We start from the raw sequence: 18,446 nt of genomic DNA, 5'->3' as shown, positions 1-18,446 counted from the left end.
CGCCAGGCGCGCGCGCAGTAGTTTTTCAGAGGTTCCCTGCTAATTTTTGTGCGCCCCGGTCTTGGCTCACTACCACTGAAACACTTTTTCTCCGTCACGTTACGTAGGCGATGACCCAGACCAGAAAACGCTCGACCGAATGCCCGTCGCCGCCGCGAAGCTCAACCTGCAATGACCCAAAAACAGGAGATACATTGGTGGAAAATCAAGTAAATGTCGATCACGCTATGCCGGAAGGGCCACTCCCGGCAAAAACCGCGGCACCAGATTTCACATTACATACGACCCCCGACCAAAGCGTTTCGTTGAAAGACTTTATTGGTCGCCCGGTTGTCATGGCATTCTACCCGGCTGACTGGAGCCCAGTCTGTGGTGATCAGCTCGCACTATACAATGAGCTGCATGCTGAATTTAGCCGTTTCAATGCGGCGCTCCTTGGCATTTCGGTTGACGGCATCTGGTGTCATAACGCCTACGCCCAAAATCGGAAACTACATTTCCCTTTGCTTTCGGATTTCGAACCGAAGGGTGCTGTTGCGCGAAAATATGGGGTCTATCGCCAGAATGACGGCATCTGCGAGCGAGCGTTGTTCGTTCTCGACCCCAAGGGCACCATCTTTTGGAGTTATGTATCCCCCATCGGAGTGAATCCGGGGGCGGACGGAATCCTAAACGCGTTGGAATCCCTAGCATCACAAGAGGCATCCAAATGACTGCGAGATTGACAGTTCCTGTCGGCGCGCGTGACCATATTTCCGGAGCCCCCAACGCCCCATTGGTTCTGCTTGAGTATGGGGATTTCGAGTGCCCTTTTTGCGCTGAGGCTCATCAAGTCGTCCAGGAAATACAGCAGCTGCTGGGCCCTAATTTGTGCTTTGTATTCCGTCATTTTCCGCTTGCTACGGTCCACCCACATGCGCAGCACGCCGCAGAGGCGGCCGAGGCAGCGGGTGCCCAGGGTGCCTTTTGGCCCATGCATGATATCTTGTTCGAGAATAACAGGGCGCTGGACGACTTGGACCTTCTCATATATGCAGATTCACTGAGCCTGGACATGGAGCAATTCTCCAGTGAACTCAGCAACCATATCCACGCCTCGCGAGTTCGCGAGGACTTTATGGGCGGCGTCCGCAGTGGCGTAAACGGCACGCCGACGTTCTTCATCAACGGCGAAAGGTACGATGGTTCGTTTGACCCCGTTTCTATGCTGGCGGCGCTCGAAACCGCGGGGGTGGAAAGTAGAAGATAGTCGCATTGCAAGGAGTTGTGATTGATCTTGCACAAATCGGTAGGCAACAGATCAGAACCGTCCGCGGCATGACCCCGGCCTCATTCGGGTTGCGGGAAGTATCCCGTTGATCCGGATCACGAATTTATTGGCGCGCGGAATAGTTTTGTAACCCAAACAACTTTTGATGCCGTGCTTTTCGCTACGCCCTTCGACGATATGTTCCCGGCAGGAAAAAAACGCTCAAGAAGCGAATTGGGCATAAACTGGCCAGAATAAAATTTTCCAGCGATTTTCAGACAAATAGGGTAATGAAAAGGCCTACTTTACCCAAGTCAAAATGCTCTCCAGAGCTGATTCCAGACGGCACCCCAGGCACTGTGCCAGTCTCGGCATGAGGCGGGGAGCGGATATATCGCCCAGGATCTTGTAACAGCGTGCCTGGATGATCCCTAGGACTTTCCAAGCCTGGCTAGCATAATCACCTGAGCGTTTGCCGCCGGGAGGAGGGAGTCCCAATAGGGATGTGCTGGCCTTACCTGTCTTGAAAATCGAGCGTGGATATAACCGGTTCGCAAGCAGGCGAGTGCGGCGCCTCGGTCCATCGGGCGCTGCACGGACATTAAGTTGGGTTCCTGCGATTACTCGACGGCAAAATCCGTAGAAAGCGCAAGTCCCTGCCATTTTCTGACTTCACGCAATATGAAGCTCGACTTCTGTCGAAGGCTTCAAACCCGCCAATGGACGAAATGTTGATGATATGTCCGCTACGCTGCCGGCGCATATGGGGCAGAGTTGCCCTGGTCACCGCGAGCAGGCCGAACACATTGGTGCGGAACAGGTTTTCGATCTCCTCTTGCGAAGCCTCTGCCACCGCGCCCAGCAGTCCATAGCCGGCGTTGTTGGCCAGAACATCTATGCGGCCGAAACGCTTGATCCCCTGACCAACGGCCGCAAACGCCGCCTTCTCGTCGTTAACATCGAGCCTTACTGCCAGCAGGTTAGGGTGCTCGCCCAGCCGCTCGGTGACTGCTTCCGGATTCCGTGCGGTGGCAATGACCGCATCTCAGGACTGCAGGGCCTTTTCGGCGATCAATGCGCCAAATTCGCGGGAAGCGCCAGTGATAAACCAAGTACGTATGTCATGCCTCCGGTATCCGTTCGTTTGCCCTCGTTAGGGAGCGCTTGTTACGGCATTCGACGGGGCGGTCATGGCTTTGCACTGACCGCTGGCGCCGAAGCGCGAATGGCACTTTACCGGCTGGTTACTATTCTGATAATCGGTCTTATTCTTAATGAAGTTGTGAGCAGAGCTCAATAATTTCGGCGATTAACCCCAACGACCTGTCCGTATTCATGGCCGTTGCCCGGCACAGGAATTTCAGTCGTGCGGCGGCGGAACTCGGCGTGTTGCCATCGGCACTTAGCCATGTCATGAGGGCGCTGGAGGAGCGGCTGGCTATTCGCCTGCTGAACCGCACGACGCGCAGTGTTGCATTGACCGAGGCTGGCCAGCGTCTACTGGACAGGATCCAGCCGGCCTTTCGCGATATCAGCGAAGCGCTGGAGGATCTGAGCCAGCTCAGCGGCCGTCCCTATGGCACTTTTAGAATCAACTCGGGCTTGCCGAGTGCCCAGATTGTGCTATTGCCGCTGGTCAGCCGTTTTATTGAGGAGAATCCCGAAGTAAAGGCAGAGATCGGAGCCTTGGACGCCCTGGTCGATATGGTGGCCGATGGAATCGATGCTGGGGTGCGCTTCGGTGAAATCCTGGCCAAGGATATGATCGCGATACCCATAAGCCCGCCGTTGCGCTCGGCGGTAGTTGCCTCGCCGGATTTTTGCAAGCAATACCCGATACCCGGTCACCCGGAAGAACTGAAGAAAATCACCTGCATCTGCCAGCGCTTTCCCAGTGGCCAACTGTTTCGAGCGGGGCGGCGTCGGGCTGGAGCTGCAGCCCGACGGCCCGCTGATCCTCAATGACATGCGCCTGATCGTCGATGCCGCTGGCGGCTCGGTTCTCTTGCCGTGTTTTTCTCTGTCATTCGGCCTGAATCGGATCCGGGTATGCGACCTGGCGGTACTGCTCGATCAGGTCCTCGACTTTATAGAATTGAGTCACTTTGTCGCAGCGTTCGGTTCCGCCCGGCTCGTTGTCCCGCTTTTCTGCGTCGGCGGTACCGTCAGAGTAGACCGTCACCGCAATGCTCTGGTATCGGTGGCTGATCCAACAGTACCCGTCGATATCGGCGGGCTCGATCGAGACCTGCTTCCAGGAGGACTGGATAATCAGTTCAAGCCAGGTGTTACAGAGGGTTGTTGAACGACGCTGGTGGGGTATTTCCAGTCTGTGCGGGTGCACCATTTCCCAGTTCTGCTGGCTGTCACAGCGGAATAACAGTGAATTTGAAGTGAGCCCGAGGTCGTCTTTCGAAAGCTCCGGGTATTCTTTCAGGGCGGCATCCAGAGCGGTGCGGTAAATCGCCGCGTGGTCGACAAAGAAATTCGCGGCCTGGGCCGGTAGCACTATGGCGTGAGCGGTCAGCAGGGCGAGTACCAGTGAAGGCTTATGATTGCTCATTGCAGGCCGCCCCACGCTTCGGAAACTTGGGGCGCTATCGGCAGGCGGTCAATTTCATTGTCCAGGACTTTCTTGTGCCGCGCGATCAGGTCATCCAGATCGTAAAGCTTCTCGAAATCGATGTCGGCACAGGAGCCGGTTGATGACGACTTTTGATCGAATCCACTGCGGTGAAACTCCATCGTGTCGTCCTCGTAGATCTTTACCGAAACCGATTGATAGAGTGTGTGGAGCTTGCAGCGCCCGTTCGCAAGCGCGGTGACATCGCGCTTGACGGTGTCCCGAATCACGAACTCCACTTCCGCCCTGCACGGGGACGGCACAAACTTGTGCATCGGGCACTGGGTGTCTGACGACTCGTGTGTCAGCCTGCCCTGGTCCGGGTAACAGAAGAGGTCGATGGCAGCGTGGTCCCGGGCAAGCAGTCTATCTTCGGGAATGTCCGGGAACTCGCGAGAAATCGCCTCCGCTGCCGATCGGATCAAGCTCGGCGAATCAATCAAGAACAGCGGGCTTTCGGCCGAGGCCTTTAGGGTAAAGGTCAGCGCGACAAAGACGTTGAGCAGCATGCTGCAAAACCGGTTTCTGACAGGTGCTGCGGGTTGGTCCAGTGTCGCGCTGTCGACGGTATACGTGCGACGAGTGGCTTGTAGTGCCACCGGCTTGCAGTAACTCGAGTGGATTTCCATTGGTTGGGGCATTCTGGCGCTCCCTGCCGAGATTGGCCTGCGATGTCAGAATAGAAGATTAGTCGCGATCTCGGCGATCGGCAGCGGATCGTATCGGCACAGGAATTGGCGTCGCCATTTGGCAGGGTGGCGCGAAGATATGCAGCGGCGCGGGAAACGGCAGATGGATGACTCTCAGAGCGCCACCTTTTCGGGGGCGCGGGGTGCGATCAGTTCAGGGTGGCCAGTTGCTGCTGCAGCCACTGCTGGAATTGCAGTTTCGGCAGGGCCCCGGACAGCCGCGCTACCTCGCGGCCGCCGTGGAAGAGCATTAGGGTGGGAATAGAGCGGATCTGGAAGCTGGCAGCGGTGTTCTGGTTGGCCTCGGTGTCGAGCTTGATAAAGATCGCCTCAGTGGCCATCTCAGCCGCGACCTGGCTGAAGACCGGCGCAAACTGCTGGCAGGGTCCGCACCAGGTTGCCCAGAAATCCACGACTGCCGGCAGGCTGGACTTGTCGATCAAGCGGCGAAAGCTGTGGTCTGTGGCTTCGATGGGTCTTCCGCCAATCAGTGCGCTGCGGCACTTGCCGCACAGCGGTCGGTCGCGGAGCCTCGATGCTGGCACTCGATTGATGGTCCCGCAATCGGGGCAGACGAGCTGAAGGGTAGGTGTATTTGCCATCGAAAAATCTCGCCGGGGTACGCAATACAGTATATGTATCCGACCGGGACGGATTTCAAGCGGTGGCAGGAAATTGGCGGATGTGGCGCCGCCAAGGGGGGGCCATTTTGTAAGTGCTCCAAAGCGATTTTTGATCGAAAGGCTGGGGAGAGCTGGGCGCGCCGAGACTGATCGGCGGATAGATGACAAGAGCCCGATGGCGGCATTGTGCCGTCCAGCGGGCCCGGGTGAGAATGGATCTACGCGGCGCCCTGCAACTTAACAGCGCGCTGCGCTGCACTTAGCCTTCGCGCTTAGCTTTTGGCCGCAGTGCCGTCCACAAGTGGGTGTACATCAGCGCAACGCGGTGCGCGAGTTGCTCGTGGGTGGCGCTGCCCTTGTGGCCGCCCTCGAGGTTTTCGAAGTACTCCACATCCTGTCCCATCGCCTCCATGCGCGCCGCCATCTTGCGGGCGTGGCCCGGGTGCACGCGGTCGTCGCGGGTGGAGGTGAAGAAGAACACGGACGGGTACTTGGTGTCGGCCTTCAAGTTCTGATAGGGCGAGTACGCCTTGATGAAATCCCAGTCGTCGGTATCCGGGTTGCCGTATTCACCCATCCAGGAGGCGCCGGCCAGCAGTTTGTGGTAGCGCTTCATATCCAGCAGCGGCACACCGCAGATCACCGCATTGAACAGGTCCGGGCGGCGCGCCATGCTGGCGCCCACGAGCAGGCCACCGTTGCTGCGGCCTTCGATGCTGAGTCGCTGCGGCCGGGTGATGCGGCGCGCGATCAGGTCTTCCGCCACCGCGGCGAAGTCCTCATAGGATTTCACCCGGTTCTCGCGCAGGGCCGCGGCGTGCCAGGCGGGGCCGTATTCGGCGCCGCCGCGGATGTTCGCCAGCACATAGACGCCGCCGCGCTCCAGCCACAGTTTGCCGTAGGCGCCATTCAGCGGCTCGTAGGAACCGGAATAGGACGGCAGCAGGGCATTGCGGAAGCCACCGTAGGAGAAGATATGGGTCGGGTTGTCGCCGTCCAGTTCGATGTCCTTGGCCATGACCGCGAAGTAGGGCACCTTGGTGCCGTCGGCGGATTCGGCAAAGTACTGCTCGATCTTGAACTTGCTGCCGTCAAAGGTCGGCGACTGCACCAGCAGGCGGTCGAGCTTGTCGGCCTGGGCCCGATAGCGGTACAGCGTCGGCGGGGTGACGAAGTTTTCCCAGGTCAGATAGGCGTTGCCGCTGGCATCGCTGTAGGTCGCGATCGCCAGCTGGCCGTTGTCGGGAAACGCAATCGGAGTCTTGGTGAAACCCTTGTCGCCGCGGCGGTAGAAATAGGCACGGCCTTTGACGTCGTCGAGCATGGTCACCAGCACACCGGCTTCGGAAACGGCGGCCGAGTTGACCACTTCGGTTTTGCTCGGAGTGACCAGGGCGGAAACCTCGGCACTGCCGTTCACCAGCGCGTCCAGGGATACCAGCACCAGGCTGCCCAGCGGCCAGTATTTACCGCCGACCTTCCAGTCTTTGTTCAGCTTCACGACCAGCGCGCCGTCCAGCGCGCCCTCGATCACCGCGCTGTCCGGCAGCGGCAGCGGCAGCACCCTGCCGTCGCGATAGATAAAGTTGCGGCTGTGCCAGAAATCCAGCGCCTCGTTCAGGATCAGCGTGCGGCTGTCGCCTGAACCGATTGCGTGGGGCGCCACCCAGACAGAATCCTTGGATACTTCCAGCAGTGCTTTCGCATCGTCGAGCAGCTTCCCGCGTTGCCACACTTTGATGGTGCGGGCGTAACCGGAACTGGTAGCTGCGTCCTTGCCCAGGGCACTGGCGATCAACAGTGTGTCCGCATCGAGCCACTCTGCGGACTGCTTGGCACTTGGAGAGAAGAAGCCGTCCTTCACGAATTGCTTGTCGCGGGCATTGAATTCGCGCAGCTCGACGGCGTCGCCGCCACCTTCGGAGAGGGCCACCAGGCAGCGGGTCTGGGCATCGTCCTCACAGTTCATGCCCTTGAATACCCACTTCTTGTTCTCCGCGCCGGAGAGTGCGTCGATGTCCAGCACCGTCTCCCAACTGTCGCTGCCGCGGTCGAACTTGTCCGCCGGGATACGCCGGTAGAGGCCGCGCGGGTTTGCCTTGCTATGGTGATTCTCATACAGCCAGTCACCTTTCTGACTGATTTCGGGCAGCCGGTCTTCTGCACTCAGCGCCGCCAGTGCATCGGCGTAGAGGGATTTGTACAGGTCGCTCTCGGCCAGGTGGGCCTGGGTCTGGGCGTTCTGCTTTTTCACCCACTCAATGGCCTGCCTGCCGTCCACTTCCTCGAGCCACAGATAGGGATCTTCCTCCGCCCAGGCCATGGGCCCGGACACCAGCGCCAGCGCCGCAACGGCGAGACCTTGAAACTTTCTTCTCATAAAAATTCCACCTGTAGAAAATCATCGCCGCGAAGCTGCGGGCGCGATAGATCAGCGGGACAGCATATGTAAAGCGGCGCCGGAGATCAAAGTTTGATCGTCTGGAGGTGCTGCGGATGCGATGAGTGGATGGGGCGGCGGGGGCCGGCGCTGAGAGTGGGAACCGAAGTTTTATCTTAGTGGGGGAGGGGCCTGGGCGGGGCCGGATTGTTTCCCGCTGCGGCGATCCGGGGCAGGTGGATCCAGCCGGCGCGTATTTCCAGGCTGTTAGCGGCGATGTAATGGAGGACACCTTACATCAGGTGATTGCCGCAAAAAGTGGCGGCCGTATCCGATATGTCGGCGGGTACACCTGCGTCGCGCATCGCCGTGACCATTGCGCGCAGGGGCAGGGTGCTGCGGTAGGCGACAGGTCCGTCAGGCACTGTAGCTTCACCCTGCAGCGCCACCCCCCGGTTGTCCATCAACTTATAACGGGTTGAATCGTTGAAGTTCTGCGCAATGCGCTCAACAGTAATCATGGCCCGGCCCCCGTACTCCCCCATCATCACCACCAGCCGTGGCCGGATTTTCCCGATTGCGTTGCGCACAACATCGATACATTCGAAGAAGTCGTTGGGTATCACTATTCCCGAGATTTCTGCGCCTGATTCTGCACCCCGTCAAGGGATCGGGCGACAGACTCTGCGGGATTGACTGGCGTAGTGCCGAAGGCTTCGAAGCCGGTCAGAAGAACCTTTGTCATTATCTTTACCCCTCTTAGTCTTGAAAGCGCCGCATGCTTATGCACCTGAATAGATCAAACCATTCCACGCTCCGCTGGCCCGGAGTAGACCAACAGCACCGAACCACCAGGCGTAGTGATGGCGCGAGCGCGACGTCGCCCGCATATTTGCGCCCGGCTTTGAAGGCTGATTTTTGGTTGTTTGGAGCAGCGTCAGCGATTGGCGTCAGTTGAATCGCCGTAGTCGCCGAAAACATTTTATTTGCGGCACCAGGGGCAGAATCTTCTATATCTTAAATCTTGTCCTGAGTTACTTACTATTGGGAGGCGAATTCCATGTTGAAAAGAATGCTATCAAAGAGCGCGGTTTTGATGGTCGTCGTATCGTCGCTGGCGCTATCAGTTTCGGCCGTTGCCCAGGGCCAGGTGAGATCCAACCAGTTCTGGTGGCCGGATCAACTGGACCTTTCGCCGCTGCGCGCTCACGGCGCCAAATCCAACCCCCTGGGTGAGGACTTCAACTATGCGGAGGCGTTCAACAGCCTCGACCTCAAAGCCGTCAAGAAAGATATCGAGAATGTACTGAAAACGTCGCAGGACTGGTGGCCGGCGGATTATGGCCACTATGGGCCTCTTATGATTCGCATGGCCTGGCACAGCGCGGGCACCTACCGCATCGGCGATGGCCGCGGCGGGGCCGGCGGTGGTCAGCAGCGCTTCGATCCGTTAAACAGCTGGCCGGACAACGCCAGTCTCGACAAGGCGCGGCGCCTGCTCTGGCCTGTCAAGCAAAAATACGGTGAAAAGCTCTCCTGGGCTGACCTGATGATCCTGACCGGCAACGTGTCGCTGGAATCCATGGGCTTCAAGACTTTCGGCTTCGGCGGTGGTCGCGAGGACGACTGGGAGCCGGACCTGATCTATTGGGGGCCAGAGACAAAGATGCTCGAGTCCGACGCACGATTCAAAGATGGCGGGAAACTGGAAAACCCGCTGGCAGCGACGGTGATGGGCCTCATCTATGTGAATCCGGAAGGGCCGAACCGCAGTGGCGATCCGTTGGCCGCCGCTGAGAAGATTCGCACTTCCTTCGGGCGCATGGCCATGAACGACGAAGAGACCGTGGCGCTGATTGCCGGTGGTCATGCATTCGGTAAAAACCATGGCGCCGTCAAAGCGGATTGCATCGGTCCCGAGCCCGCGGCAGCCCCAATAGAGGAGCAGGGTTTTGGCTGGAAGAACAAATGTGGCGAGGGCAAGGGCTCCGATGCCTTTACCAGTGGGCTGGAAGGCGCCTGGACCGTGACCCCGGTCCAATGGAGTCACAATTACCTGCAGAATCTGTTCAACTTCGAGTGGAAGCAAACCAAGAGCCCGGCCGGGGCAATCCAGTGGATCCCCAAGGACCCGAACGCGGCCAACCTGGTGCCGGATGCGTTTGACCCCAACAAGCGACACGCACCGGTCATGCTGACCACGGATCTGTCACTCAAGGAGGATCCTGCCTACCGCAAGATCTCAGAGCGTTTCAAGGAAAACCCCAAAGAGCTGGAAGACGCCTTTGCCAGGGCCTGGTTCAAGCTGACACACCGCGATATGGGGCCAAAGGCGCGCTATCTCGGACCAGAGGTGCCGAAAGAGGACTTGATTTGGCAGGACCCTGTCCCCGCCGTGGACCATCCGCTGGTGAACGACAGGGATGTCGCACAGCTGAAAAGCAAGATCCTCGCCTCGGGCCTGACCGTGCCGGAACTGGTCCGCACCGCCTGGGCTTCCGCGTCTAGCTTCCGCGGCTCTGACCTGCGCGGTGGTGCGAACGGTGCGCGCATTCGCTTTGAGCCGCAGAAGGACTGGCCGGTGAATAACCCGCAGGAGCTGGCAAAAGTACTGAACAAGCTGCAGAGCATTCAGCAGGACTTCAACAAGTCCCAATCGGGCGGCAAGAAGGTTTCCCTCGCGGATGTCATCGTACTGGGCGGTTCCGCCGCTATAGAGCAGGCCGCCAAGCAAGCCGGGCACAAGGTGCAGGTGCCGTTCAGGCCGGGACGGACGGATGCCACACTGGAAATGACCGATGTCGAATCATTTACCTGGCTTGAACCAAAGGCCGACGGTTTCCGCAACTTCTACGGCAAGGGTAATGCCATGTCGCCGACTGAAGCGCTGGTGGACCGGGCCGACTTGCTGACGCTCAGTGTGCCAGAGATGACCGTGCTGGTCGGTGGTATGCGATCCCTCGGCGCCAACACCGGGGGCTCAAGACACGGCGTCTTCACTGATAAGCCGGGCACTTTGAACAATGATTTCTTTGTGAACCTGATGGACATGTCCACGGTGTGGTCGAAGTCCTCGAAGGAAGAGGGTATTTACGAGGGGCGCGATCGAAAATCCGGCAAGCAGAAGTGGACGGCGACTCCGGTAGACTTGATTTTCGGGTCGAACTCGGAGTTGCGCGCTGTGGCGGAGGTCTATGCGACGCAGCGCGGTAAAGAAAAGTTTGTGAATGACTTTGTCGATGCCTGGGTGAAGGTAATGAACCTGGACCGCTACGATAAACCGGCAACTGGGGCGCAGCGGTCTACCGGCAGATAGCATCTTGTTCATACGGTCAAGATGTGCTCGATACAGTTTTAAGGCGCGGCGGTATCAAAAATACCGCCACTGCCGTAGTTGCCGCGTGAACTGTTTCCCGGTGCATGCTATCGGTCGTGGTTATCACCATGTACAAAAACATGTCGGGTTTAGTTAAAAACAGTGTGGCAGCGAAAGCAGAGTGGAGGCGGACGGGCTGACGAATTTTTGTCGTGAGTTTCACGACCTTATTTATTGCTTTTGCTGGGCATGGCTAGATGGCCCGGTGTCCTTCTGGCCGCTTGTGGGAGTATTTGCCCAGCCCGACAATAGCGCTTCAGGGGTAATAGAATCCCTCCTCCTTGAGTGCCAAGCGAATATGGTTCACCTGCGCATTGCTGAGTTGCCGATAGTCCGGATAGGGCGTCAACAGCAGGCGATTATCGGGATCGATGAAAACATCGGGGCTTTCCGCCAGTGCTCGAGCACGGTGGTGCAGGTCGCTAAAACGCTGCAGATTGTCCTTACCACCAATCCAGTGCCACCTGGCGGTGTCGGCCAGCCTGGGAGCAAAGCAGAGTGCCGTCTGCCGGAACAGATCTTCATCCCTGAAGCGGCGCCAGTCATCAACGTCCGGGCTGGCGATCTTGGCCAGCAGAGTCAGGATCTTGCGCCAGTGGTTGGAGTTGGCCGCGGTCAACGCCTGGGCGCTGGGCGCATCCACCAGTTGGAGCAGGCCGTTCGGCCGGTGGGGCAGGTAAAGCGCGAGCCGTGGGTGGGCGGCGCCAAGATAATCGGGTGGATGCATGGTGTATCGCCTGATGGTATTGACTGGCAGTCCCTCTATTCGCTCTAGACGCTGTAGTTACTTAGCGCTCAACGAGTTATTGCCGCAGAATCTTCTCCATCGCCTTTCCTTTTGCGAGCTCATCAATCAGCTTGTCTAAATGGCGTATTTTCTGCATCAATGGATCTTCGATCTCTTCTACGCGAACACCGCACACTACGCCCTTGATGAGTGAGCTATTCGGATGAATGGCCGGGGCTTGCGCAAAAAATGTTTCAAAATCGCTTTCCAGTTTGATTTGCTGCTGCAAACCGGCTTGGTCGTAACCCGTCAACCAACATATGATCTGGTCGACTTCTGCTTTCGTACGATGCTTGCGTTCTGCTTTTTGAATATACAGCGGATAAACCCTCGCAAATGGCATCGTGAAAATCTGGTGCTTAGGCATCGTCATCCCTCCTTATTTACGGGTGGTCGGCGTGCGCACTGTCTTCAGCGCGCTAGCGCCCGCAACGGGGCGACACTTGCGCATATCCTACGCCGACCGATTGGTGACTTCACTTGGTGTTTAGTTGATTTTGCCGATCCTTGCGCGAAGTCTTTCAGACCAATGAAAAAAGGCCGGCAGTGCCGGCCCTTTTAGGTAGTTGCAAATTCTAGCTGGTCAAGAGTTGCGTGTCGCCAGCGGCGCGCGCAACTGTTCCGCCATCTTGAGTAACAGCGCTTCGGTGGTCTCCCAATCGATACACTTGTCCGTTACGGACACTCCGTACTCCAGCTGGCTCAGGTCATCGGGGATCTTCTGGTTGCCGGCCTTCAGGTTGCTCTCCACCATGATACCGATAATGGAGCGGTTGCCGTCCAGGATCTGGTGGGTGACATTGTCTACCACCAGCGGCTGCAGCTCGTGGTTCTTGTTGGAATTGGCATGGCTGCAGTCGACCATGATGTTCGGTATGAGATCGGCTTTGCGCAGTTCCTGTTCGCAAACGGCGACGCTGACGGAGTCGTAATTGGGCTTGTCATTGCCGCCGCGCAGTACCACGTGGCCGTACTTGTTACCGGCGGTGTGGATGATGGCCACCTGGCCTTCCTTGTTGATGCCGAGGAAACGGTGCGGGTTGGCGGTGGACTGCAGCGCGTTGATTGCCACATCCAGGCTGCCGTCGGTGCCATTTTTGAAGCCGACGGCGGAGGAGAGGCCGCTGGCCATCTCGCGGTGGGTCTGGGATTCGGTGGTGCGCGCGCCGATGGCGGACCAGGAGATCAGATCCTGCAGGTACTGGGGCGAAATCGGATCCAGTGCCTCGGTGGCGGTGGGCAGACCCAGCTCGGCGATATCCAGCAGCAGTTTGCGGCCGATATGCAGCCCGTCCTGAATCTTGAAGGAATCGTTCAGGAAGGGGTCGTTGATCAGGCCCTTCCAGCCGACGGTGGTGCGCGGCTTCTCGAAGTAGACGCGCATGACGATCAGCAGTGTGTCGGACACCTGGTCCGCGACCTTCTTCAGGCGCTTCGCGTAGTTGATCGCGGCGTTGACGTCGTGTACGGAACAGGGGCCGATTACCACCATCAGGCGGTGGTCCTTACGATCGAGGATATCGCGCACGGCGGCGCGGCCGGCGGCGACGGTGGCCTCGGCGGCTTCGCTGATCGGCAGTTCTGCCTTCAGCTGCTCGGGGCTGATCAGAACTTCCTGGGAGACGACATTCAGGTCGTCGAACTGCTGTGTGGTCATGGCGTTCACTATTACTCCGTTCCTTCTCACCGCTGCGGCTGGCGCGCAAGGCGGGGCATCTATCCTACCCACGCCGCCGGGGCAGGGCGAGGGTTTCATTTGTAACCAAATGGGTCTCTCGACGCCGCGGGTTGAACGGCAAGTGGGCTCCTATTGTGCGGGGCTGTGTAGGAGTTTGCTTGCCGAAAGTGAAACTGACTGGATCCGAAATTCGGCTTAGCGCAAGCGGCGAGTGTGGCGCTGCGACATTGGATCCCGGCCTGCGCCGGGATGACGATGTCAGGATTAGCTGTGAGCTGGGATCTCGTCTCCCCGGCCTGCGCCGGGATGACGATGTCAGGATTGGCTGTGAGCTGGAATCTCGTCATCCCGGCGGAGGCCGGGATCCAGGCGGGCCCTTGGCCCGCTTTGCCGAGCTGGGGCTCGGCGATGACTCGCGCCGTCCCTGGCGCTCGCCCTCCGGGCGCCTTCGGCGCCCAAATCGGCTTTCCTGCCGATTTGTCCCGGGGGCGGCCGCTTTGCGGCCTTTGTATGCGGACAGGTGCATTAATGGAGTTCGGCCAGCTGTTGCAGCAGCGGGAAATAGAGGGCGCAGCGGATATTGCGCTCACCGCGGGCGTAGAAGAGTTTGCGGTAAGACTCCAGCTGGCCGCGGTAGCGCTCCAGTTGCGTTGCGATAAAGCCTTCCGGGTTTTCCTCGGCGCCGGGTTCCGCGGTCTTGTAGTCCACGATCCAGCGCACGCCGTGGGCGTCGATAAAGGTGCGATCGACGATCGCGCGGCGCAGCTGGCGGCCACCGCTGTGCAGTTCCAGTTCGCACGCGGACTCGCTGTGGCTGCTGTCCAGCAGCCAGCGGCCGGTTTCACATTTCAGTGCGTTGGTTACCGCCTGTTCGACCTTTTCCCTGGCCTTTTCCAATCCGCTGCCGTGGAGGCCCAGCTGAGCCAGACGCAGCTGCCACAGCGGGCGCAATTGCTGCAGGTGCGCATTATTCCAGTCGTCCAGATCCGATTGCGCGATGGTCGCCAGTGTCTCGTGGGCGACGGTGCCGGCGTGGCGCAGCCAGCGCAGGGCGACCCGGCCCATCTCGGGTAGATTGTCGGGGGCAGTCGCCTCGGCGGCTTGCTCCGGCTGGTAGTCGGGCATGCGGTACTCGGCCAGCCAGTCCTGGCTCGGCATCGGCGGCACCTGCCAGTCGATCGGGAGGCGCAGAATGTAGTCGCGATCGGTACCGCGCTCGGCCCCCGGCTCATCGGTTTCCGGGGCTTCGAGCCAGTGGCACCAGTCGCTTTCCTCATGTGCGGGGATCGACGGCCAGATGCCGGCGAGCAGGGCGGCCGCGCCCGGTGCTTTCAGTTGGCCTTTCTTTTCGTCGCGCTTGACACAGGCGAGCAGGTGCAGCGAGCGGATGGCGCGGGTACAGCCGACGTAGAGCAGGCGTGTGCCCTCCAGGCGTTCGCGTTCGCTGTTGTCGTACCTGAGGTAGTCGAACAGGGGGTCGCTGTCGCCGCGGGCGCTCTTCGGCGCGAGCAAAAAGCGGCTCTCGCCGTCGCGGTTCAGCCACTCGGCCCAGCGCAACAGTTGATCGCCGCCGGGCTTGCCGCCCTGGTCCAGGCCGGGAATCAGTACGTGTTCGAACTCGAGGCCCTTGGATTTGTGAATCGTCATCACCTGCACGCCGGCATCCTGGCCGGGTCGCGCAAACAGCTTTTCCAGCGCGTTGTAGAACTGCTGCCAGTCGCCGATGGCACCGCCGCTGTCGAAGCGTTCCAGCAGCTGGAAAAAGTCCTCTCCATTGTCGAGATCGCTTTTGTTGGCGACCGCGGCCGGGCCACCGAGGGCCAGCCACAGGCCCTCGATCCAGGCGCGCAGGGGTTTGCGCCCGCGCTGCTGCCAGGCGCGCAGTATCGGCGCGGCGGCGCGCTCGAGCCGCGCCCGGCCGTCTTCGCTCAGCAGTGGGATATCGTCGATTTCGCGCAACGCCAGCAGCAGCGGGCGCGCGCTGGTGTCCGTCGGGGTGCTGTTATCCGGAGAGGGGCCATTGCCCCAGTTGGCCAGCGTAAACAGGTCCGGCAGCTGCAGCCCGCACCAGGGCGCGCGCAGTAGCGCCAGCCAGCTGATCCGGTCGCTGGGGTCGAGCAGGGCACGTGTCAGGCTCAGTAGGTCCAGTACCACCATCTTGCTCGCCAGCGGCGACAGGTCCGGTGCCTGGAAGGGAATACCGGCGGCGCTCAGCGCTGGCAGCACGCGACCCAGATGCTTTTTCTTGCGCACCAGAATGGCGATGCGCCCGCCCGGATCCCTGTCCTGCAGATCTCTGACCAGCTCGACAACCTGTTGCGCCTCGCGGCTGCGTTCCTCGTCGTCGATGCAGCCGTAGAAATTCACAGCCTGGCCAGGCCACTTGGCGCCCTTGAATGCATGCGATTTCAGATAGCGCACCGCGCCGCGGCCGATATTGTCCCGAGCCGGAAACGCCTTCTGGAACACGGCGTTGATCCAGTCGACCACCGGGCCTTCGGAGCGGAAGTTCACCTGCAGGTCCAGCGCTTGCAGCGGTACCTTGTCGCTGCCGTGGCCGATACCGCGGCTGCGGGCGTCGAGGAAAATGCCCACATTGGCATTGCGGAAACCGTAACAGGACTGCATGCCGTCGCCGACGATAAACAGCGTGCGGCCGTCGCCATGCTCCCAGCCGGCGGTGAGTTTTTCCAGCAGCTGCAGTTGCATCTGCGAGGTATCCTGGAACTCATCGACGAGAATGTGTTTCGTCTGCACGTCCATCTTCAGTGCCAGGTCGGTGGGCGCGTCGCTGTCGCCGAGGGCGATCAGTGCCGCCTGGGCCACTTCGGTGTAGTCGGTGGCGCCCAGCTGCTGGAAGACCAGTTTCAGCTCGGCCACCAGCTTCGGCAATACCTGGGAGAGCGCCTGCAGCAGCTGCCACTGGCTCTCCTGCAGGCCGGAGGGCAGTTTGCGCACCTCATTGACTGAGGCGAGCAGCGATTCGTCGCTGCCGAGTTCCGCCAACAGGTCCTTGATGCGCGCCTTGAATTCGTTGGCCAGCGCCGTTTCCGGATCTTTCTTGTCGACTGCCGGAAAACCCACGCGCTTGTCGACGGCCTTGCGGATCTCGCCCTTGCCGGTCACCAGCAATTCGGTCAGCGCCAGCCACTGGGGCAGGGCGCTGTTGTCCGCCGGTGGCAGCGCATCCAGGTCGGCGCAGGCGCACAACGGGTGGGCGGGACTTTCCCGCAGCAGGTTTTTGCCGGCGTAGTTGGCCAGCTCGATCAGTTCGCCGGCGTAGCCGCGCAGTGCACCGGCCAGGTCGCCGAGGCTTTCTGCCACCAGTTCGTCGATGGCGAAGTGGAAATAATCCTGCGCGTCTGCATGGCCGACGCTGAGCAGTGGCCCCAGCCACTGTTCGCGCTTTTCCAGCAGTATCTGCAGCAGTTTGTTCAGCTGGCCCAGGTCGTTGTCCAGGTGCAGCAGTAGCTGCTGCAAATCGCTGTCCGGCGTGTCGCCGTCCAGGTGCCTGAGCAGATTGACCACCGCCATTTCAAACGCAATCTGCGTCTGCTCCAGCGGCTCGCCGGGCGCGCCCAGACCGCTCTCGATCGGCAGCTGGCTGGCGAGGCTGCGGCAGAGGCCGTCGATGGTCTGAATGCGCAGGCGCTGCGGCATCTGCAGCAGTTGCCAATCCAGTTCCGCATCGCGGGCGAGCAGTTTGCTGGCCAGGTCCCAGGTGATTGCGTCGTGCGGACTGTCGGGCCGCGCCGCGTCGCGCGCGCTGAGCAGCGCCTCGAGCAAGCGCTCGCGCATTTCCCCTGCGGCCTTGCGGGTAAAGGTGATCGCCAGAACTTCCTCCGGCTGCTGGCAGCTGCCCAGCAGTTTCAGCACCCGCTGGGTCAGCAGTCCGGTCTTGCCGGAGCCGGCTGGCGCGGAGACAGCGAAACTCTCGGTGATATCCAGGGCGCGGGCGCGGGCCTCGGCGTCGACAGGCTGGCGGATTTGCTCTATCACGTCATTCATTGGGTGTGCCACTGGCCTGAATGCATAGTATTGAGATCATCCGCGTTATCTGCTTTGGTCGCATGAATAGCATGGCCGTTAGTAGATTTTAACCACCGCTGGATGTCTTCATTGTCTTGTTGGCCTATTACTGCCATGCCGGGGTGGCTGCGACCTCGGATGTCATGTACAGATAAGCTCGGGTTGCTAAGGTTTTCAAAATGCGAAAATGGTGCTACAGGATCTTCTGATGAGGCGAGAATAAGCACTGGTATGCGCGATTGCGATACCGCTGGCCTGATATCGGTCTGGTCCAGGGATACCTCGGCAGCTTGCAGCGCTTGAGTCGCTCCCCTGCGGATTGACTTGTCTGACAAGAGCAATGAAAGGAATGGAGAGTAAGCATTAGCGTAATTGGCCGCTGCCTCATCAAATACAATCATCGGAGCCTGAAGTATTAATCCTGAAATATCATCCCTTTTCCTGGCGAGTTCGACGGCAGTGATCGAGCCCATTGAGTTGCCAACAATGAATAAGGGGTGAGTTGTCGCATGATGGCTATTCAGAAGTTCATTCAGAACTTCGCCGTCTCTTATGCCGAAACTCAAACGCCCTCCAGACTCACCGTGCCCCAGTAAGTCAGGTACTAGCACTTTGAATCCTAAAAATCGGAAATAGAGCGCTGAGTTAACCATGAACTCTTTGGAAGCGCGAAAACCGTGGATCAATACTACTTCGCCTCGATATGCCTCTATGGTGTTCCGTTTGAGGTCCAGTGCGATCTTATCGTCGGCACCGGTGCCGGACAGGGAAACTTGATAATTCAAGCTTTTCTTATCCACCAGAGGTTCAGCGGTCAGGTAGCTCATGCACACCTGGTACAAATCCGAGCAATATGTCGCCTTGGAGAATCCTTGGTTTTCGAGTTCACTGCTGGTGGTCAGGCCCTCATGGCCAAAGCTTCGTTGGCTTGAGATATATTCGGAGACTGCCGCCGAGCATCCGCTCAACAGAATAAGGCTGGCTAATAAGATCAACTGCGCAGGATTCATTT

General features: G+C 59.4%; 16 protein-coding genes. 4 read left to right on the top strand and 12 right to left on the bottom strand.

Annotation, left to right across the window (positions count from 1 at the left end):
* The first annotated feature begins 197 nt into the window (after positions 1–197).
* Entirely contained in the window at positions 198–713 is a 516-nt protein-coding gene (locus RRF64_RS03790; protein WP_323844489.1) for a redoxin domain-containing protein, read from the top strand.
* Positions 710–1,249, top strand: coding sequence for a DsbA family protein (locus RRF64_RS03785; protein WP_323844488.1), 540 nt, complete (start codon positions 710–712; stop codon positions 1,247–1,249). The genes RRF64_RS03790 and RRF64_RS03785 overlap by 4 nt, the downstream gene beginning before the upstream one ends.
* A gap of 601 nt (positions 1,250–1,850) precedes the next feature.
* Here the strand turns inward: RRF64_RS03785 and RRF64_RS18785 are convergent.
* A complete protein-coding gene (locus RRF64_RS18785; protein WP_422732621.1) occupies positions 1,851–2,228 on the bottom strand; it encodes an SDR family NAD(P)-dependent oxidoreductase in 378 nt (125 codons plus the stop codon).
* A gap of 317 nt (positions 2,229–2,545) precedes the next feature.
* On the opposite strand from RRF64_RS18785, the gene RRF64_RS03775 reads away from it, so the two are divergent.
* Positions 2,546–3,214 carry a LysR family transcriptional regulator gene (locus RRF64_RS03775; protein WP_323845591.1) on the top strand — a complete coding sequence of 223 codons (669 nt, stop codon included), beginning with the start codon at positions 2,546–2,548 and terminating at the stop codon, positions 3,212–3,214.
* Positions 3,215–3,272: 58 nt separating this feature from the next.
* On the opposite strand, the gene RRF64_RS03770 is transcribed toward RRF64_RS03775, so the two are convergent.
* The 6 genes from RRF64_RS03770 to RRF64_RS03745 all read right to left on the bottom strand — a co-directional run bounded on the left by RRF64_RS03770 (position 3,273) and on the right by RRF64_RS03745 (position 8,309).
* Positions 3,273–3,812, bottom strand: coding sequence for a hypothetical protein (locus RRF64_RS03770; protein WP_323844486.1), 540 nt, complete (start codon positions 3,810–3,812; stop codon positions 3,273–3,275).
* Entirely contained in the window at positions 3,809–4,381 is a 573-nt protein-coding gene (locus RRF64_RS03765) for a hypothetical protein (RefSeq protein ID WP_323844485.1), read from the bottom strand. The genes RRF64_RS03770 and RRF64_RS03765 overlap by 4 nt, the downstream gene beginning before the upstream one ends.
* Positions 4,382–4,710: 329 nt before the next feature.
* Positions 4,711–5,163 carry a thioredoxin TrxC gene (trxC, locus tag RRF64_RS03760; protein ID WP_323844484.1) on the bottom strand — a complete coding sequence of 151 codons (453 nt, stop codon included), beginning with the start codon at positions 5,161–5,163 and terminating at the stop codon, positions 4,711–4,713.
* Positions 5,164–5,443: 280 nt separating this feature from the next.
* The gene (locus tag RRF64_RS03755) at positions 5,444–7,564 is read right to left on the bottom strand and encodes a prolyl oligopeptidase family serine peptidase (protein ID WP_323844483.1); all 2,121 of its coding nucleotides are present in this window, start codon (positions 7,562–7,564) and stop codon (positions 5,444–5,446) included.
* Between the two features lie 293 nt (positions 7,565–7,857).
* Complete coding sequence (locus RRF64_RS03750; protein WP_323844482.1) at positions 7,858–8,190, bottom strand: pyroglutamyl-peptidase I family protein; 333 nt, start codon at positions 8,188–8,190, stop codon at positions 7,858–7,860.
* Positions 8,190–8,309, bottom strand: a complete 120-nt coding sequence (locus tag RRF64_RS03745; protein ID WP_323844481.1) for a pyroglutamyl-peptidase I family protein — start codon at positions 8,307–8,309, stop codon at positions 8,190–8,192. Before RRF64_RS03745 ends, RRF64_RS03750 begins: the two co-directional genes overlap by 1 nt.
* 351 nt (positions 8,310–8,660) lie before the next feature.
* On the opposite strand from RRF64_RS03745, the gene katG reads away from it, so the two are divergent.
* Positions 8,661–10,880: a catalase/peroxidase HPI gene (katG, locus tag RRF64_RS03740; protein WP_422732620.1), complete on the top strand. Its 2,220-nt coding sequence runs from the start codon at positions 8,661–8,663 to the stop codon at positions 10,878–10,880.
* Between the two features lie 316 nt (positions 10,881–11,196).
* Here katG and RRF64_RS03735 read toward each other — a convergent pair whose 3' ends face one another.
* The 5 genes from RRF64_RS03735 to RRF64_RS03715 all read right to left on the bottom strand — a co-directional run bounded on the left by RRF64_RS03735 (position 11,197) and on the right by RRF64_RS03715 (position 18,444).
* Positions 11,197–11,667 (bottom strand): DUF6942 family protein, encoded by a 471-nt coding sequence (locus RRF64_RS03735; protein WP_323844479.1) that lies wholly within the window; start codon positions 11,665–11,667, stop codon positions 11,197–11,199.
* A gap of 76 nt (positions 11,668–11,743) precedes the next feature.
* Positions 11,744–12,094 carry a DUF2200 domain-containing protein gene (locus RRF64_RS03730; protein WP_323844478.1) on the bottom strand — a complete coding sequence of 117 codons (351 nt, stop codon included), beginning with the start codon at positions 12,092–12,094 and terminating at the stop codon, positions 11,744–11,746.
* 216 nt (positions 12,095–12,310) lie between these two features.
* Complete coding sequence (locus RRF64_RS03725) at positions 12,311–13,384, bottom strand: 3-deoxy-7-phosphoheptulonate synthase (protein WP_323845590.1); 1,074 nt, start codon at positions 13,382–13,384, stop codon at positions 12,311–12,313.
* Between the two features lie 546 nt (positions 13,385–13,930).
* Positions 13,931–17,413 carry a UvrD-helicase domain-containing protein gene (locus RRF64_RS03720; RefSeq protein WP_323844477.1) on the bottom strand — a complete coding sequence of 1,161 codons (3,483 nt, stop codon included), beginning with the start codon at positions 17,411–17,413 and terminating at the stop codon, positions 13,931–13,933.
* Positions 17,410–18,444: an alpha/beta hydrolase gene (locus RRF64_RS03715; RefSeq protein WP_323844476.1), complete on the bottom strand. Its 1,035-nt coding sequence runs from the start codon at positions 18,442–18,444 to the stop codon at positions 17,410–17,412. Before RRF64_RS03715 ends, RRF64_RS03720 begins: the two co-directional genes overlap by 4 nt.
* Positions 18,445–18,446: the final 2 nt, after the last annotated feature.

Origin of the sequence: Microbulbifer magnicolonia (assembly GCF_035117725.1) — a bacterium.
GTDB classification, from domain to species: domain Bacteria; phylum Pseudomonadota; class Gammaproteobacteria; order Pseudomonadales; family Cellvibrionaceae; genus Microbulbifer; species Microbulbifer magnicolonia.
This window is presented reverse-complemented; position numbering and strand designations above follow the sequence as displayed.

Coding starts and splice junctions, on each gene's coding strand:
- RRF64_RS03755 (WP_323844483.1), bottom strand. CDS start 7,564: ATGAGAAGAAAGTTTCAAGGTCTCGCCGTTGCGGCGCTGGCGCTGGTG.
- RRF64_RS03745 (WP_323844481.1), bottom strand. CDS start 8,309: ATGACAAAGGTTCTTCTGACCGGCTTCGAAGCCTTCGGCACTACGCCA.
- RRF64_RS03770 (WP_323844486.1), bottom strand. CDS start 3,812: ATGAGCAATCATAAGCCTTCACTGGTACTCGCCCTGCTGACCGCTCAC.
- RRF64_RS03765 (WP_323844485.1), bottom strand. CDS start 4,381: ATGCTGCTCAACGTCTTTGTCGCGCTGACCTTTACCCTAAAGGCCTCG.
- RRF64_RS03730 (WP_323844478.1), bottom strand. CDS start 12,094: ATGCCTAAGCACCAGATTTTCACGATGCCATTTGCGAGGGTTTATCCG.
- RRF64_RS03720 (WP_323844477.1), bottom strand. CDS start 17,413: ATGAATGACGTGATAGAGCAAATCCGCCAGCCTGTCGACGCCGAGGCC.
- RRF64_RS03785 (WP_323844488.1), top strand. CDS start 710: ATGACTGCGAGATTGACAGTTCCTGTCGGCGCGCGTGACCATATTTCC.
- trxC (WP_323844484.1), bottom strand. CDS start 5,163: ATGGCAAATACACCTACCCTTCAGCTCGTCTGCCCCGATTGCGGGACC.
- RRF64_RS03715 (WP_323844476.1), bottom strand. CDS start 18,444: ATGAATCCTGCGCAGTTGATCTTATTAGCCAGCCTTATTCTGTTGAGC.
- RRF64_RS03735 (WP_323844479.1), bottom strand. CDS start 11,667: ATGCATCCACCCGATTATCTTGGCGCCGCCCACCCACGGCTCGCGCTT.
- RRF64_RS03725 (WP_323845590.1), bottom strand. CDS start 13,384: ATGACCACACAGCAGTTCGACGACCTGAATGTCGTCTCCCAGGAAGTT.
- katG (WP_422732620.1), top strand. CDS start 8,661: ATGGTCGTCGTATCGTCGCTGGCGCTATCAGTTTCGGCCGTTGCCCAG.